The organism is Sphingopyxis sp. 550B (assembly GCF_057401805.1).
In genome coordinates this window covers 4,094,210-4,109,701 of record NZ_CM171610.1, presented here as the reverse complement: position 1 = coordinate 4,109,701, position 15,492 = coordinate 4,094,210, and the positions used below count along the sequence as shown (strand labels likewise).

Annotated in this window: 17 protein-coding genes; 13 read left to right on the top strand and 4 right to left on the bottom strand. The window is 66.7% G+C overall.

The genetic code is table 11. The features are described from left to right. Positions 1–129 precede the first annotated feature (129 nt). Genes rimP through rbfA form a run of 6 tightly spaced genes read left to right on the top strand, consistent with a single transcriptional unit; the run spans position 130 to position 6,426 of the window. Positions 130–675, top strand: a complete 546-nt coding sequence (rimP, locus tag AC2S9W_RS19120; RefSeq protein ID WP_076076569.1) for a ribosome maturation protein RimP — start codon at positions 130–132, stop codon at positions 673–675. Beyond that, positions 675–2,315 carry a transcription termination factor NusA gene (gene nusA, locus AC2S9W_RS19115; RefSeq protein ID WP_067107994.1) on the top strand — a complete coding sequence of 547 codons (1,641 nt, stop codon included), beginning with the start codon at positions 675–677 and terminating at the stop codon, positions 2,313–2,315. The genes rimP and nusA overlap by 1 nt, the downstream gene beginning before the upstream one ends. After that, positions 2,296–3,054 (top strand): DUF448 domain-containing protein, encoded by a 759-nt coding sequence (locus AC2S9W_RS19110; protein ID WP_083675142.1) that lies wholly within the window; start codon positions 2,296–2,298, stop codon positions 3,052–3,054. The genes nusA and AC2S9W_RS19110 overlap by 20 nt, the downstream gene beginning before the upstream one ends. Positions 3,055–3,071: 17 nt before the next feature. Next, positions 3,072–5,603 (top strand): translation initiation factor IF-2, encoded by a 2,532-nt coding sequence (gene infB, locus AC2S9W_RS19105; protein ID WP_486571422.1) that lies wholly within the window; start codon positions 3,072–3,074, stop codon positions 5,601–5,603. Positions 5,604–5,615: 12 nt separating this feature from the next. Beyond that, positions 5,616–6,035 carry a PaaI family thioesterase gene (locus AC2S9W_RS19100; protein WP_067108002.1) on the top strand — a complete coding sequence of 140 codons (420 nt, stop codon included), beginning with the start codon at positions 5,616–5,618 and terminating at the stop codon, positions 6,033–6,035. Beyond that, positions 6,025–6,426 carry a 30S ribosome-binding factor RbfA gene (gene rbfA, locus AC2S9W_RS19095; RefSeq protein WP_475282807.1) on the top strand — a complete coding sequence of 134 codons (402 nt, stop codon included), beginning with the start codon at positions 6,025–6,027 and terminating at the stop codon, positions 6,424–6,426. Before AC2S9W_RS19100 ends, rbfA begins: the two co-directional genes overlap by 11 nt. Positions 6,427–6,460: 34 nt before the next feature. On the opposite strand, the gene AC2S9W_RS19090 is transcribed toward rbfA, so the two are convergent. From AC2S9W_RS19090 to AC2S9W_RS19075, 4 genes are all read right to left on the bottom strand, one after another. Then, the gene (locus tag AC2S9W_RS19090; RefSeq protein WP_475282806.1) at positions 6,461–7,885 is read right to left on the bottom strand and encodes a WS/DGAT/MGAT family O-acyltransferase; all 1,425 of its coding nucleotides are present in this window, start codon (positions 7,883–7,885) and stop codon (positions 6,461–6,463) included. 63 nt (positions 7,886–7,948) lie between these two features. Further along, on the bottom strand, positions 7,949–8,260 hold the full coding sequence (locus tag AC2S9W_RS19085) for a TehB-like domain-containing protein (protein ID WP_475282805.1): 312 nt from the start codon (positions 8,258–8,260) through the stop codon (positions 7,949–7,951). 2 nt (positions 8,261–8,262) lie between these two features. Then, complete coding sequence (locus tag AC2S9W_RS19080; RefSeq protein ID WP_067185658.1) at positions 8,263–8,688, bottom strand: hypothetical protein; 426 nt, start codon at positions 8,686–8,688, stop codon at positions 8,263–8,265. After that, positions 8,669–9,160 carry a group III truncated hemoglobin gene (locus AC2S9W_RS19075; protein WP_067108018.1) on the bottom strand — a complete coding sequence of 164 codons (492 nt, stop codon included), beginning with the start codon at positions 9,158–9,160 and terminating at the stop codon, positions 8,669–8,671. Before AC2S9W_RS19075 ends, AC2S9W_RS19080 begins: the two co-directional genes overlap by 20 nt. Positions 9,161–9,256: 96 nt before the next feature. Between AC2S9W_RS19075 and AC2S9W_RS19070 the strand changes: the two genes are divergently transcribed. The 7 genes from AC2S9W_RS19070 to pnp all read left to right on the top strand — a co-directional run bounded on the left by AC2S9W_RS19070 (position 9,257) and on the right by pnp (position 15,245). Further along, on the top strand, positions 9,257–9,688 hold the full coding sequence (locus tag AC2S9W_RS19070; protein WP_424538469.1) for an RrF2 family transcriptional regulator: 432 nt from the start codon (positions 9,257–9,259) through the stop codon (positions 9,686–9,688). 40 nt (positions 9,689–9,728) lie between these two features. Next, a complete protein-coding gene (locus AC2S9W_RS19065) occupies positions 9,729–10,337 on the top strand; it encodes a thymidine kinase (protein ID WP_067108024.1) in 609 nt (202 codons plus the stop codon). Beyond that, positions 10,330–10,866: a GNAT family N-acetyltransferase gene (locus AC2S9W_RS19060; protein ID WP_067185650.1), complete on the top strand. Its 537-nt coding sequence runs from the start codon at positions 10,330–10,332 to the stop codon at positions 10,864–10,866. Before AC2S9W_RS19065 ends, AC2S9W_RS19060 begins: the two co-directional genes overlap by 8 nt. Before the next feature lie 167 nt (positions 10,867–11,033). Then, a complete protein-coding gene (locus AC2S9W_RS19055; protein WP_234002456.1) occupies positions 11,034–11,420 on the top strand; it encodes a DUF6491 family protein in 387 nt (128 codons plus the stop codon). Between the two features lie 66 nt (positions 11,421–11,486). Next, positions 11,487–12,443 carry a tRNA pseudouridine(55) synthase TruB gene (gene truB / locus AC2S9W_RS19050; RefSeq protein ID WP_104959807.1) on the top strand — a complete coding sequence of 319 codons (957 nt, stop codon included), beginning with the start codon at positions 11,487–11,489 and terminating at the stop codon, positions 12,441–12,443. A gap of 25 nt (positions 12,444–12,468) precedes the next feature. Further along, positions 12,469–12,738, top strand: coding sequence for a 30S ribosomal protein S15 (rpsO, locus tag AC2S9W_RS19045; protein WP_067185645.1), 270 nt, complete (start codon positions 12,469–12,471; stop codon positions 12,736–12,738). A gap of 191 nt (positions 12,739–12,929) precedes the next feature. Continuing rightward, a complete protein-coding gene (gene pnp, locus AC2S9W_RS19040) occupies positions 12,930–15,245 on the top strand; it encodes a polyribonucleotide nucleotidyltransferase (RefSeq protein ID WP_076076541.1) in 2,316 nt (771 codons plus the stop codon). Positions 15,246–15,492: the final 247 nt, after the last annotated feature.

The window sequence follows — 15,492 nt, the reverse complement described above, 5'->3', positions numbered from 1 at the left end:
CCGTCGCCCCCGCATCGGCCTATATGCAGCCCACTTCTTGACATGGTTAGCCAGTTGGGACGTCGGGGCCGCGGGCCGCGACGGCTTTTCCCGCATGGGTTTTCCGGTCGTCCGGTTTGGGATCATCAATTGGTCGATTTCGACGCCCTCAACGCGATCATCGCGCCCGAAGCCGAGGCGATGGGCCTCGCGCTCGTGCGCGTCGCCTTCTTCGGCGGCGAGAGCGACCCGACGCTGCAGGTGATGGCCGAGCGGCCCGACACGCGCCAGCTCACCATCGACGACTGCGCCGACCTGTCGCGCCGCATCTCCGACCGGCTCGACGCGCTGGAGGAAGCGGGGAAGGACCCGATCGACGGCGCCTATCGGCTCGAGGTATCGTCGCCCGGCATCGACCGGCCGCTGACGCGACCCGCCGACTTCGCCGACTGGGCGGGGCACGAGGTGAAGATTGCGCTCAAGGAAAAGCGCGACGGGCGCCAGCGCTTCAACGGCACGCTGGTCGGCATTGACGGCGATGTCGTGACGATAGTGGACAAGGAAGAGGTCGAGCATCGCCTGCCGTTCGACGCGATCGACACGGCGAAGCTGGTGCTCACCGACAGATTGATTGCCGCAACCGTTCCGCTCTCTACCGAGGGCGCCGACGAAATGGAAGAAGAAGGACAGGACTGATGGCCACTGCCATTTCCGCCAACAAGGCCGAACTGCTTGCGATCGCCAACAGCGTCGCCAGCGAGAAGATGATCGACAAGGGGATCGTCATCGAGGCGATCGAGGAAGCGATCCAGCGTGCTGCGCGCGCCCGCTACGGCGCCGAGAATGACATTCGTGCCAAGCTCGACCCGCAGACCGGCGATCTTCGTCTGTGGCGCGTCGTCGAGGTGGTCGAGACGGTCGACGACTATTTCAAGCAGGTCGACCTTGCCGCCGCGCAGAAGCTTCAGAAGGATGCGAAGATCGGCGATTTCATCGTCGATCCACTGCCCGCGGTCGATCTCGGCCGCATCGATGCGCAGTCGGCGAAGCAGGTCATCTTCCAGAAGGTGCGCGAAGCCGATCGCGAGCGCCAGTATGAAGAGTTCAAGGACCGTGCGGGCGAGATCATCACCGGCGTCGTCAAGTCGGTCGAGTTCGGCCACATCGTCGTCAACCTCGGCCGCGCCGAGGGCGTGATCCGCCGCGACCAGCAGATCCCGCGCGAATTGATGCGCGTCGGCGACCGCGTCCGCGCGCTGATCCTGTCGGTGCGCCGCGAGAACCGCGGGCCGCAGATCTTCCTGTCCCGCGCGCACCCCGACTTCATGAAGAAGCTGTTCGCGCAGGAAGTCCCCGAAATCTACGACGGCATCATCGAGATCAAGGCGGCGGCGCGCGATCCGGGCAGCCGCGCCAAGATCGGCGTCATCAGCTACGACGGCAGCATCGACCCCGTCGGCGCCTGTGTCGGCATGAAGGGCAGCCGCGTCCAGGCGGTGGTGCAGGAGATGCAGGGCGAGAAGATCGACATCATTCCCTGGTCGGAGGACACCGCGACCTTCGTCGTCAATGCGCTCCAGCCCGCGACGGTGCAGCGCGTCGTGATCGACGAGGATGACGGCCGTATCGAGGTCGTCGTTCCCGACGACCAGCTTTCGCTCGCCATCGGGCGGCGCGGCCAGAACGTCCGTCTCGCGAGCCAGCTCACCGCCAAGCAGATCGACATCATGACCGAGGCCGACGCGAGCGAGAAGCGCCAGCGCGAGTTCATCGAGCGCTCGACGATGTTCCAGGAAGAACTCGACGTCGACGAGACGCTCGCGCAGCTCCTCGTTGCCGAGGGCTTCGGAGAACTCGAAGAGGTCGCCTATGTTCCGCTCGAGGAACTGGCGGGCATCGAGGGTTTCGACGAGGAACTGGCCGAGGAATTGCAGAGCCGCGCGACCGAGGCGCTCGAACGCCGCGAGGAGGCCGCGCGCGCCGAACGCCGCGAACTCGGCGTCGAGGATGCGCTGGCCGAGATTCCGCACCTGACCGAGGCGATGCTCGTCACGCTCGGCAAGGCGGGGATCAAGACGCTCGACGACCTCGCCGACCTCGCGACCGACGAACTGATCGCGAAGAAGCGCAGCGACAACCGGCGCGGCCCGTCGCGCGAGCGCGCCGAGCGCGCAGAGGATCGCGGCGGCGTTCTCGGCGAATACGGCCTGTCGGAAGAGCAGGGCAACGAGATCATCATGGCGGCGCGCGCACACTGGTTCGACGACGAGCCGGCGCCTGAGGCGGAAGTCGCGTCGCAAGCCGGGGAGGCCGCCGATGCGGACCCCGCGCAATGATCAGCTAGGCCGAACCGACCGCGCGGGCAGGCGCGGCGACCATGCGCCCGAGCGGCGCTGTGTGGTGACCGGCGCGGTGGCGCCGGCTGAAGGGCTCGTGCGCCTTGCGCTCGGGCCCGACGGCGTCATCGCGCCCGACGTGCTGGGCAAGGCACCGGGACGCGGCGCGTGGATCGGCGTGCCGCGCGCCGACCTCGAAACCGCGCAGGCGAAGGGCAAGCTCCGGGGCGGGCTCGCGCGGGCGCTGCATGCGAAGGATTTCACGATCCCCGACGATCTCGGTGCGCGGATCGAGGCGCAGCTTCGCCGCGCGGCGCTCGACCGGTTGGGGCTCGAAGCGCGCGCGGGCACGCTGATCCTCGGCAGCGACCGTATCGAGGAAGTGGCGCGACGCGGGCAGGTGCGCCTGCTGCTCCACGCCCGCGATGCCGGCGAGGACGGGCGCCGCAAACTGGCGCAGGCATGGCGCGTCGGCACCGACGACGAAGGCTCGGGCCGGCAGGGTATGGTCTTGCCGGTGGACCGGGACGCCCTATCTATGGCATTGGGGCGCGACAATGCGGTGCATCTGGCGCTGACGGACGCCCGCGCCACGGACCGGGTGTTGGCGCATTTGAGCCGCTGGCAGTTTTTCACCGGATGGTTTAGGGACGCGGCGAACCGTGGCCCGGATGCGGATTCCCGCGATGCGGGGGCTGGGGCGGCGTCGACGGATTCTGCCGTTTCGGACGCCTTTTGAAGGAATATGACGTTTCGATGAGTGACGAACAGGACAAGCCGACTCTGACCCGCAAGCCGCTTGGGCTCAAGCGGACGGTCGAGGCCGGACAGGTGCAGCAGCAGTTCAGCCACGGCCGCCGCAACACGGTGGTGGTCGAGGTGAAGCGCCGCCGCGTGATCGGTCGTCCGGGCGAAGCCGCTCCGGCGCCCGAGGTCGAAGAGGCGAAGGCCGCTCCGGCTCCCGCGCCCAAGCCCGCCGCGCCCGCCCCGGCGCCCAAGCCCACCGCGTCGAAGGTCGACAGCCTGATGACGCGCCAGGAGCGCCAGGCGCAGCTGCTGCGCGAGGCCGAAGAGGCGCGCCTCGCGGCGCTTGAGGACGCGCGTCACCGCGAAGAAGCGGCGCGCGCCCGCGCGATCGAGGAGGAAAAGGCCCGCGTCGAAGCGCGCGAGGAAAAGGCGAAGGCCGCCGAAGTCGTGGAGACCGCCGCTCCGGCGCCCGCGCCGGCCGAGGAAGCGCCCGCCGCGCCCGCGCCTGCCGCAAAGGCGGAGGAAACCACCCGTGCCGCGCCGGCGAGCGCTCCGGCGCCGCGCCGCTTTACTCCGGTCGAGACCAAGCGTCCGGAGCCGAAGCGTCCCGAGCCCAAGACCGAGCGCCGCGGCGACCACCGCCGCCAGTCGGGCAAGCTGACCGTCACCCGCGCGCTCAACGACGACGAGGGCGCGCGCGCGCGCAGCCTCGCGGCGCTCAAGCGCGCCCGCGAAAAGGAAAAGCGCGCGCACATGAGGCCGTCCTCCGGGCCGCGCGAGAAGCAGGTCCGCGAAGTCGTCGTGCCCGATACGATCACGGTGCAGGAACTTGCCAACCGCATGGCCGAAAAGGGTGCCGACCTCGTCAAGGCGCTGTTCAAGATGGGCATGATGGTCACGGTCAACCAGACGATCGACCAGGACACCGCCGAACTGCTCGTCACCGAGTTCGGGCACGAGATCAAGCGCGTCAGCGAGGCCGATGTCGACATCCGCACCGAAGAGGATGTCGATTCGCCCGAGCAGATGAAGGCGCGCGCGCCGGTGGTGACGATCATGGGCCACGTCGATCACGGCAAGACGAGCCTGCTCGACGCGCTGCGCGGCGCGAACGTGCAGGCGGGCGAGGCCGGCGGCATCACCCAGCATATCGGCGCCTATCAGGTGAAGACTCCCGACGGGTCGATGGTCACCTTCTTGGACACGCCGGGCCACGAGGCCTTTACCGAGATGCGCGCGCGCGGGGCGAACGTCACCGACATCGTCATCCTGGTGGTTGCTGCCGACGACGGGCTCAAGCCGCAGTCGATCGAGGCGATCAACCATGCGAAGGCGGCCGGCGTGCCGATCATTGTCGCGATCAACAAGGTCGACAAGGACGGCGCCAACCCGCAGCGCGTGCGCGAGCGCCTGCTCGAACATGAGCTGGTGGTCGAGGAAATGGGCGGCGACGTCCAGAACGTCGAGGTGTCGGCGCTCAAGAAGATCAATCTCGACAAACTGCTCGACGCGATCGCGCTGCAGGCCGAGATCATGGAGCTGAAGGCGAACCCTGATCGCGCTGCAGAGGGCACGGTAGTCGAGGCGAAGCTCGACAAGGGCCGCGGCCCGGTCGCGACGGTGCTCGTTCGCCGCGGCACGCTCAAGGTCGGCGACGTGTTCGTCTGCGGCGCCGAAAGCGGCCGCGTCCGCGCGCTGGTCGACGATCATGGCAAGCAGATCAAGCAGGCCGGCCCGTCGATGCCGGTCGAGGTCCTCGGCCTCGGCGGCGTCCCGATGGCGGGCGACACGCTGACCGTGGTCGAGAATGAGGCACGCGCCCGCGAGGTCGCCGCCTATCGCCAGGAACAGGCGCTCCGCAAGCGGACCGCGCAGGCGCCGGTCAGCCTCGAAGGCATGTTCTCGGCGCTCGCCGACAAGGCCAAGGTCATCGAATATCCGGTGGTCATCAAGGCCGACGTGCAGGGCAGCGTCGAGGCGATCGTCAACGCGCTCAACAAGCTGTCGACCGACGAGATCCGCGTCCGGGTGCTCCATTCGGGTGCCGGCGCGATCACTGAAAGCGACGTGACGCTCGCCGCCTCGACCGGCGCGCCGATCATCGGCTTCAACGTCCGTCCGAACGCCAAGGCGCGCGAGATCGCGAACCGCGAGAAAGTGCGCTTCCTCTACTATGACGTCATCTATCACCTGACCGAGGAAGTCGCGAAGGAGATGGCGGGCGAGTTGGGTCCCGAACGCGTCGAGACCGTCGTCGGCCGCGCCGAGGTCAAGGAAGTCTTCCCGGCCGGCAAGCGCGACAAAGCGGCGGGCCTGCTGGTGCTCGAAGGCAGCATCCGCAAGGGGCTCCACGCGCGTCTCACCCGCGAAGACGTCATCGTCTCGGCGACGACGATCGCCTCGCTGCGCCGGTTCAAGGACGACGTCGCCGAAGTGCGCGCCGGCTTGGAGTGCGGCGTGGTGCTGGCCGACACCAACGACATCAAGCCGGGCGATCACCTCGAAGTCTTCGAGGTCGAGGAACGCGAACGGACGCTGTAAGGGGACCGACCCATGGCTGAGAGTTTTTTCAGCCGGTTTCCGGCGCCGCCCTGCGCGCAGCTTCTCGGTTGGGAACTGATCGCGGACTATCCGGGCGAAGGGCGGATCGAGATCGCCTTTCACCCGACCGCGCAGATGCTCAACCCGCGCGGGACGGTGCAGGGCGGCTTCGTCGCGGCGATGCTCGACGACACGATGGGACCGGCGCTGGTCAGCATGACCGGCGGCACCGAGGTTCCGGCGTCGATCGACCTCAATGTCAGCTTCCTCAAGCCGGTGATGCCCGGCCGGGTCATCGGCAAGGGGCGCGTCGTCGGTCGCGGCCGATCGGTCGCTTTTCTGGAAGCCGAACTCTTCGACGAGAAGGGCGAGCTTCTGGCCCGCGCGACGTCGAGTGCGCGCATCATGGAATTTGATCGAAATGCGTCATAGCGAAGCCCCGTCCGGTCCTTCGGTCCGCGTGCTGCGCGTCGGCGAGCAGGTGCGGCATGTGCTCAGCGAAATCCTTCAGCGCGGCGACGTGCACGACGATGTGCTCGCGAGCCATCCGGTGAGCATCACCGAAGTGCGCATGTCGCCCGACCTGCGCCATGCCACGGTGTTCGTGAAGCCGCTGCTCGGCCGCGACGAAGAGGCGGTGCTGCGGGCGCTGCGCACCAACACCGCCTATCTCCAGCGCGAGGTCGCGCACCGCATCCGCATGAAATATGCCGCGAAGCTGAAATTCCTGCCCGACGAAAGCTTCGACGAGGCGAGCCACATCGACAAGCTGCTGCGCGACCCGAAGGTGGCGCGCGATCTGGGCGAGTCCGAGGCCGAATAACCACCGCCGTCCCCGCGAAGGTTGGGGGCGAAGGCTATTTCTTCCCCTTCCGGATTCCTGCCGCTTCCTCCAGTTCAACCAGCGCCTCTTCCAGATAGTCGATCATCCGCTGCGCGTGCGGGACGCTGCGGCGGCAGGCGGTGATGCCGAAGTCGATATTCCTGAAATTCGACACCTGGGTGATGTTCATCGCCATGCCGTCGACCGGGATGCTCGCGGGATACATGCCGTCGAGCCGCGCGCCGTTCCAGTACATCTGCTCGCGCGGCCCCGGCACGTTGGAGATGGTCGCGGAGTAGGCGGGGAATTTGTCGGCTGTGCGCGTCAGCGCGGTCAGCATCATCGGAAAGCTGGTGATCGCGGTATAGAGCTGGATCTGCGCCGCGGTCATCGCGCGAAGCTGGGCCTTCGCCGAATTCATCGATTCCTGAATCGCCGCCATCCGCGCCGCGGGATCGTCGATGTGCGTCGCCAGATTGGCGGTGACCGAGGCGACCGAATTGCCCGAATCGATGTCGTCCTTGGGGCGGATCGACACCGGCGCCATCGCTTTCAGCGGCTTGTCGGGAAGCTCGTTCAGCGACTGGAGATATTTGCGCATCGCCCCCGCGCACATGCCGAGCACCGCGTCGTTGATCGTCCCGTCATAGGCCTTGCCCAGCGCGCGCACCCGGTCGAGCGACCAGCTCTGCGCGACGAAGCGCCGCGCGCCGGTGATGTTGCGGTTGAAGCTGGTGCGCGGGACGCCGGCGAAGGGGGTGGCGAGACCGTCGCCGCCGATGCCGAACATCGCGGCGACATATTGGTTGAGCGCCCTGGTCACCCCGACGCTGTTGCCCCATTGTTCCTTTAGGAAATCGCCGATCGCGGTGATGTCGGTCAGGCTGGGCCTTGGCGGCTTCTTCGGCATCGGGAATTTGCGCTTGTAGGCTTCATAGGCCTCGACCGACAGCGGCGACGCGGTGCGCCGCTCGTTCTGGTCGGGGGTCAGCATCGAATTGTAAAAATGGATGCTCGCCGCGCCGTCCATCAGCGCGTGGTGGATTTTCTTGAAGGTCGCGATCTGCCGGTTCGGCAGGCCCGAGATCAGCGTCATCTCCCACAGGGGGCGGGTGCGGTCGAGCAGCCCCGAATGGAGGCGTGAAGCGAGCTCGAACATCTCGCGATAGCGCCCCGGCCTGGGCAGCGCCGCGGCGCGGACGTGATAGTGCATGTCGATGTCGCGGTCGGGTTCGAGCCGGATCGGGCCATATTGGCCGAGCGGCGTCAGCTTCAGGACCTCGCTGAACGGGCGCCTCAGTCCTTCTGGCTGTCGCAGCAGCGCGAGCTGCTCGTTCAGCCATTCGGTCTCGTCGACGTCATCGGGCAATGTATAGAGGTTGATGCCGCCGATATGCATCGGCATCTCGCGACTTTCCCCCACCAGGAACATCGCATCGCTGATCGGCATCAGACGCATAGGCAGCTCTCTCCCCAACATGCTGCATCTTTTGTGCGCAGCATGACAGGCGATGGCGGCGAGTCAAGCCGCGGACGCGGCAGCGCAAAAGGCGATTTCGATCGTCACCGACCCGCGCCGTTCCAGATGATGCGGAACGTGCGGGGGGATCAGCATGGTGTCGCCGGATTTCAGCAGGCGATGGCCCCCGGCTTCATCGTCCCAATAGAAACGGATCGATCCGGCGATGACCGACAGCAATCCCCAAGCCCCTTCCTTGAGCGTATGGCGGCTGAGCAAACCGGTGGGAATGGTATCGGCCCCGAACGGCCCGATGGTGCGATACGCGCGGGCGCCGGAGGGAAGCGGCGGCCCGCGCTCCGCGATCGGCGCCACGATCAGAAACCGGCCGAGGCGCGGGCGAGGAAGACGACGATACCGAGGAAAGCGAAGCCCGCCGGAACCGCAAGGATCTGCGCGGCGACGGTGCGCGCGTCCATCGGCCCCGTCCAGGTTTCGAGTAGGCCGCCGGCGCGATCGAGCGGCGAGTCGTGCTCGCGTCCCTTCTGCTTGTGGAGGAGGCCAGCGGTACCGAAGAACATCAGCATGTAGAGCAGCGAGATGACGAGCATCATCACCGTTGCGGTGTCGCGCCCCGTCGCCGCGGCGACGGCGATGAAGAAGATCGCGTAGAAGGCGAACATCGAATGCCATATCCAGCGCGGAAGCTGGAAGCCGGCCTGGACCCCGCTCGTCTCGTGCGGGTCGTTGGCGATGTAGGGCGGCTGCGATGCCGCAGGCAGGTCAGAGGACGGATGAGACATGGGGCAGTTCCACTTTCTTGGCGAGCGGGTCTTCTCGGTCGCGATGGACCCAGATGCCGGTGAGCAGGCTCTCGGCGATCATCCGCGCCTTGCCGCCGATATGGCGGGCCGCTTCGGGGGTCGGCGCGATCGCGTGCAGCGTCCGGTAGAAGAGCGCGAGCCACTGCTGGAAATGCTCCTGCGCGATCGTCGGGATCGCGAGATGCTTCATCATCGGGTTGCCGGTGAAATTGCCGGCGCTGAGCAGGACCGACTGCCAGAAGCGGTTCATCTGGCCGAGGTGCGCGGGCCAGTCGGAAATCTGCGCGTCGAAGATCGGGCCCAGCACCGCATCCTCGCGCACCGAGGCATAGAAGCGATCGACCAGATCGGCGATGAAGGGTTCATCGATTCCCATCGCCAGCGCTTCGGCGCGCCGTTCCTCGCGCGCCGCGATCGCATGCGGGTGGGCCTGCACCGTTCTCGTTGCCATGGCTCGTTCGAAATCCTGAGGTTCGATCTAATTGGGTATTTGAAATACCTGTTTAGCGACCTTGAGCGGAAAAGCAATATTCAATATACCTAATTCATGCGACTGAGCCTGCACAGCGACTACGCCCTGCGCATCCTGATGGCGCTCGCCGCCACCGGGCGCCAGATGTCGGTCGAGGAGATCGCGGGCCAGTACGGCATTTCGCGCAACCATCTCGCAAAGGTCGCGCAGCGGCTGCAGGCGCTCGGCTATGTCAGCGCGCAGCGCGGGCGCGGCGGCGGGCTGACGCTCGCGCGCGGGGCCGACGACGTCGGGGTCGGCACGGTCGTCCGCCAGTTCGAAAATCTGGAGGGGCTGGTCGAATGCATGGACCCCGCGACCTCGACATGCCCGGTGTGCGGGGGGTGCGGTTTGCAGAATGCGCTAGGCGGAGCGCTGGCGGCGTTCCTGGCGCATCTCGACGGCTATACGCTCACCGACCTGGTGCCGCAGCCGGCGCGGTTCCGCGCGCTGCTCGGCGTCGCCTGATTCCCGTTGCGCCGCGCCGCGCACGCGATAACAGGCGCTGATGGCCAAGCTCTATTTCTATTATGCCAGCATGAACGCCGGCAAGTCGACGACGCTGCTGCAAGCGGATTTCAACTATCGCGAGCGCGGCATGGAGACGATGCTGTGGACTGCGGCGCTCGACGACCGCTATGGCGCCGGGCAGATCACCAGCCGCATCGGCCTGCTCGCCGACGCCCGCAAGTTCGATCCCGACAGCGATTTGTGGGCGGCGGTGCAGGCGGAGAATCGCCAGCGCCCGCTCGCCTGCGTGCTTGTGGACGAGGCGCAGTTCCTGTCGCGCGCGCAGGTGCTCGACCTCGCGCGGCTGGCTGACGAGGCGATCATCCCGGTGCTCTGCTATGGCCTGCGCACCGATTTCGCCGCCAACCTCTTCCCCGGCTCGGCGGCGCTGCTCGGGCTGGCCGACGCGCTGATCGAACTGAAGGCGGTGTGCGAGTGCGGGCGCAAGGCGACGATGAACCTGCGCGTCGACGCCGACGGCCGCGCGGTGGTCGAGGGCGCGCAGACGGAGATCGGCGGCAACGACCGCTATGTCGCGATGTGCCGGCGGCATTTCATGCAGAAACGGCGCGAGGCCGCGGAGGTAAAGGCGCCCGCCGATGCTTGACCGCCTCCATGCCGAACTTGCCGACGGCGCCCTCGCGCTCGTCAGGCTGACCGAGGGACACCGCGAGGCGCTCCGCGCGGTCTGCGCCGCCGACGCGGATATCTGGCCGATCTATTCGGTCAGCTATGATCCCGCGCATTTCGATGCGAGCTTCGACGCGCTGATCGGCGGCGAGGGACGGATGCCCTATGCGATCGTCGCGGACGGCCGGCTGGTCGGCATGACCGCGTGGCTGCGCCCGGTCCCCTCGGCGCAGACAGTCGAGATCGGCAACAGCTATATCCATCCCGACGCGCGCGGTACCGGCCTGAATGGCCGGGTCAAGCGGCTGATGATCGACCACGCCTTCGCGGTCGGCATCCGCCGCATCGAATTCCGTATCGACGAGCGCAATGCGCGCAGCCAGGCGGCGGTCGCGAAGCTCGGCGCGCGCAAGGAAGGCGTGCTGCGCGCCGAGCGCGTCACCTGGACCGGCCATGTCCGCGACACGGGGCTGTGGTCGCTGCTCGAAGCGGACTGGCGCCGCTAGCGCTTCGTCCTTGCGAGGAACGGCAGGCGACAAAGCAATCCCCGGCCATCGGTCCTGCGCAAGACTGGAGGCTGGAGATTGCTTCGCTCCGCTCGCAATCCCGGGGTCGGGAATTTGCTGTCCGTGGGTCAGCCCGCGTTCAGGCGCGCCGTGCCATCATTCGCGGCATGAAACGGACAATCGCTCTCTCCCTGGCCGCCCTGCTGCTTCCCCTTTCGGCAGCGGCGGCCGACGAACCGGCACAGGCGCCGCGCGCGCTGGGCGTCGAATCGAGCATCGCCTTTCCCGGCGACGCGACGATCCGCAACTGGCAGGCGGATGGCGAGGACGGCATCTGGATCGAGGGGCACCGCGGCGAATGGTTCTACGGACGCTTCGTCGGCCCGTGCCGCGACCTCGATTTCGCGCAGGCGATCGGGATCGACGCGCGCGGCGTGTCGCGGCTCGACAAGTTCGCGACGCTCATCGTGCGCGGCGAACGCTGCCGCCTCAACTCCTTCGTCACCTCGGCGCCGCCGCCTGCGAAGAAGGCGGCGGCCGATCCACAAAAGTGACGCGAAATTGAAGCGAAATTGAAGCGAAATTGACAAGGCGCGTCGTCGCGCCCTAGCGGCGCGCGAATGAACGGCTGGATCATCCTCGACAAGTCCATCGGCCTCGGCTCGACCCAGGCGGTCGCCGCGGTCAAGCGCGTGTGCCGCGAACGCGGGCTCGGCAAGGTCAAGGTGGGGCATGGCGGGACGCTCGACCCGCTGGCGTCCGGGGTGTTGCCGATCGCGCTCGGGGAGGCGACCAAGCTGTGCGGGCGGATGCTCGACGCGAGCAAGGTCTATGATTTCACCATCGCGTTCGGAACCGAGACCGCGGGCCTCGATGCCGAGGGCGAGGTCGTCGCGACGAGCGACGTCCGGCCAGCGCTGGCGGACATCGAAGCGGTGCTGCCGCGCTTCACCGGGCCGATCGAGCAGGTGCCGCCGGCCTTTTCGGCGATCAAGGTGGAAGGGCAGCGCGCCTATGACCTGGCCCGCAAGGGCGCGGCGGTCGACATGAAGGCGCGCGCGGTGATCATCTACAACCTGCGTAATGCCGGACTTGATCCGGCATCCGTTCGTTCGGTGCGAGAGGAATGGCCCCCGGATCAAGTCCGGGGTGACGAGATGGGGGAGGGGTTGAACTCCATCACTCTCAGCGCGCATGTGTCGAAGGGCACCTATATCCGCAGCCTCGCGCGCGACATCGCCCGCGCGGCCGGCACCGTCGGGCATGTCGCCATGCTGCGCCGTACCCGGGCGGGGCCGTTCACGCTGGCGCAGGCGATTTCGCTGGACAAATTGAACGCTTTCGGTCAAGGCGCCGCGCAATCAGATGTGATTCTGCCGCTCGAGGCAGGGCTGGTCGACATCCCGGCTCTGGACCTCTCCCCGGAAGCGGCAGGGGCGATCCGCCAGGGTCGTGTCTGGACCGGGGAAAGCGCGCACGACGGGCTCTATTGGGGACGGGACAGCGAGAAGCGGCCCGTCGCGTTGATAGAGGCTTTGGCCGGAAGGCTGAAGGTCGTGCGGGGCTTCAATCTGTAATGAGGATGTTCGAAGGACGTAACACATGTCGATTACCGCCGAACGCAAGGCCGAACTGATTCAGGAACATGCCCGCGAAAAGGGCGATACGGGTTCGCCCGAGGTGCAGGTCGCGATCCTGACCCACCGCATCAACACGCTGACCGAGCATTTCAAGGCGCATCACAAGGACAATCACAGCCGCCGCGGGCTGCTGATGATGGTCAACAAGCGCCGCAGCCTGCTCGACTATCTGCGTCGCAAGGACGAGGGCCGCTATCAGGACCTCATCGCGAAGCTGGGTCTGCGCAAATAGGAATGCGAGGGCGGCTCCGGGTTCGGGGCCGCTTTCATTTTGGTTCGCGTGGAATTCGCGAACCGCAAGGGCCGCTCCCGCATCCGGCGGGGCCGCCATAGGGCAGATAGACGCCCTACACCGCCCCGGGCCGGATTGCCCGGAAACAGAGGCCCCGCCCGGCATAGGGCCCGGCGGGCGAAGGAAACCGAATGTTTGACGTGAAAAAAGTATCGATCGAGTGGGGCGGTGAAACGCTGACGCTCGAAACGGGCAAGGTTGCCCGCCAGGCCGATGGCGCCGTCGTGGCGAGCCTTGGCGAGACGGTCGTGCTCTGCGCCGTCACCGCCGCCAAGTCAGTGAAGGACGGGCAGGATTTCTTCCCGCTGACTGTCCACTATCAGGAAAAATTTTCGTCGGCGGGGCGCATCCCCGGCGGCTTCTTCAAGCGCGAGCGCGGCGCGACCGAAAAGGAAACGCTGGTCAGCCGCCTGATCGACCGTCCGATCCGCCCGCTGTTCCCCGAAGGTTTCTATAACGAGATCAACGCCATCGCTCAGGTGCTGAGCTATGACGGCCACAACGAGCCCGACATCCTCGCGATGGTCGCCGCCTCGGCCGCGCTCACCATTTCGGGCGTGCCCTTCATGGGGCCGATCGGCGCCGCGCGCGTCGGCTATCTGAACGGCGAATATATTCTCAACCCGACCGACGAGCAGGTTGCCGAGGGCGACCTCGACCTCGTCGTCGCCGCGACGCACGACGCGGTGATGATGGTCGAATCCGAAGCCAACGAGCTGTCGGAAGAGGTGATGCTGGGCGCCGTGATGTTCGCGCACGATGCGTGCCGCGAGGTCGTCAAGGCGATCATCAAGCTCGCCGAGCAGGCCGCCAAGGATCCGTGGGAAATGGCGTCGTCGGACGACAATGCCGCGCTCAAGGACAAGATCAAGAAGCTGGTCGGCAAGGATATCGCCGCCGCCTACAAGTTGACCGACAAGTCGGCCCGCTCGAACGCGCTCAACGAAGCGCGCGCGAAGGCGAAGGAGATGTTCGTCGCCGAGGGGCTGGACCCGCAGGCGGTGATGGCCGGCATCAAGCTGACCAAGAAGCTGGAAGCGGAGATCGTCCGCACCGCCATCCTCAAGGAAGGCAAGCGCATCGACGGCCGCACGACGACGCAGATTCGCCCGATCGAGGCGGAAACGCATTTCCTGCCGCGCGCGCACGGTTCGGCGCTGTTCACCCGCGGCGAGACGCAGACGATCGCGACCTGCACCCTGGGCACCAAGGAAGCCGAGCAGATGATCGACGGGCTCAACGGCCTGTCGTATCAGAATTTCATGCTCCACTATAACTTCCCGCCCTATTCGGTCGGCGAAGTCGGCCGCTTCGGGGCGCCGGGCCGTCGCGAGATCGGCCACGGCAAGCTCGCATGGCGCGCGCTGCACCCGGTGCTGCCCTCGAAGGAGGATTTCCCCTACACGATCCGCCTGACCAGCGACATCACCGAATCGAACGGCTCGTCGTCGATGGCGACGGTGTGCGGCGGTTCGCTGTCGCTGATGGACGCTGGCGTGCCGATCAAGCGCCCGGTCAGCGGCATCGCGATGGGCCTGATCCTCGAAGGCAAGGATTTCGCGATCCTTTCCGACATCCTCGGCGACGAGGATCATCTCGGCGACATGGATTTCAAGGTGGCGGGCACGTCCGAAGGCATCACCACGATGCAGATGGACATCAAGATCGCCGGCATCACGCAGGAAATCTTTGAAAAGGCGCTGGCGCAGGCCAAGGAAGGCCGTGCGCATATCCTGGGCGAGATGAACAAGGCGCTCGGCGAAACCCGCAGCGAGCTGTCGGCGCATGCGCCGCGCATCGAGACGATCACGATCGACAAGTCGAAGATTCGCGACGTCATCGGCACCGGCGGCAAGGTGATCCGCGAAATCGTCGCGACCACCGGCGCCAAGGTCGACATCGACGACGAGGGCATTATCAAGATCGCCTCGTCCGACACCGCGCAGATCGAGGCCGCCAAGGCCTGGATCCTCGGCATCGTCGAGGAGCCCGAAGTCGGCAAGATCTATAACGGCAAGGTCGTCAACCTCGTCGATTTCGGTGCCTTCGTGAACTTCATGGGCGGCAAGGACGGTCTCGTCCACGTCTCGGAGATCCGGAACGAACGCGTCGAGAAGGTCTCCGACGTCCTGTCTGAAGGGCAGGAGGTCAAGGTCAAGGTGCTGGAGATCGACCCGCGCGGCAAGGTGCGCCTGTCGATGCGCGTCGTCGATCAGGAAAGCGGCGAGGAACTCGAAGATACCCGCCCGGCGCGCGAACCGCGCGGCGACCGCGGCGATCGCGGTCCCAGAGGAGACCGGGGCCGTGACGGCGACCGGGGTCGGGGCGGCCGCGATCGCGGTCCGCGCCGCGACGGTGAAGGCCGGGGCGACCGCGGCCCGCGCCGCGAGCGCTCGGACGACGGTCCGGAAGACCAGGGCCATGTGCCCGACTTCCTGAAGGACTGATCCTTCGGACAGCGAATGATGAAGGGGCCGCGAAAGCGGCCCCTTTTTCGTGGGGCGTCAGGACGCCGGTCTCCCTCCCATTTGGGGGAGGGGCAGCGAGGCTTGCCGGCTTGCTGGCTAGACTCTGATGACTTTGGATTGACCCCTTTCGTCATTGCGAGCGGAGCGAAGCAATCCAGGGCGGTTACCGCACGCTCTGGATTGCCGCGCGGCTTCGTCGCTCGCAATGACGAGTCCATTCGATGTC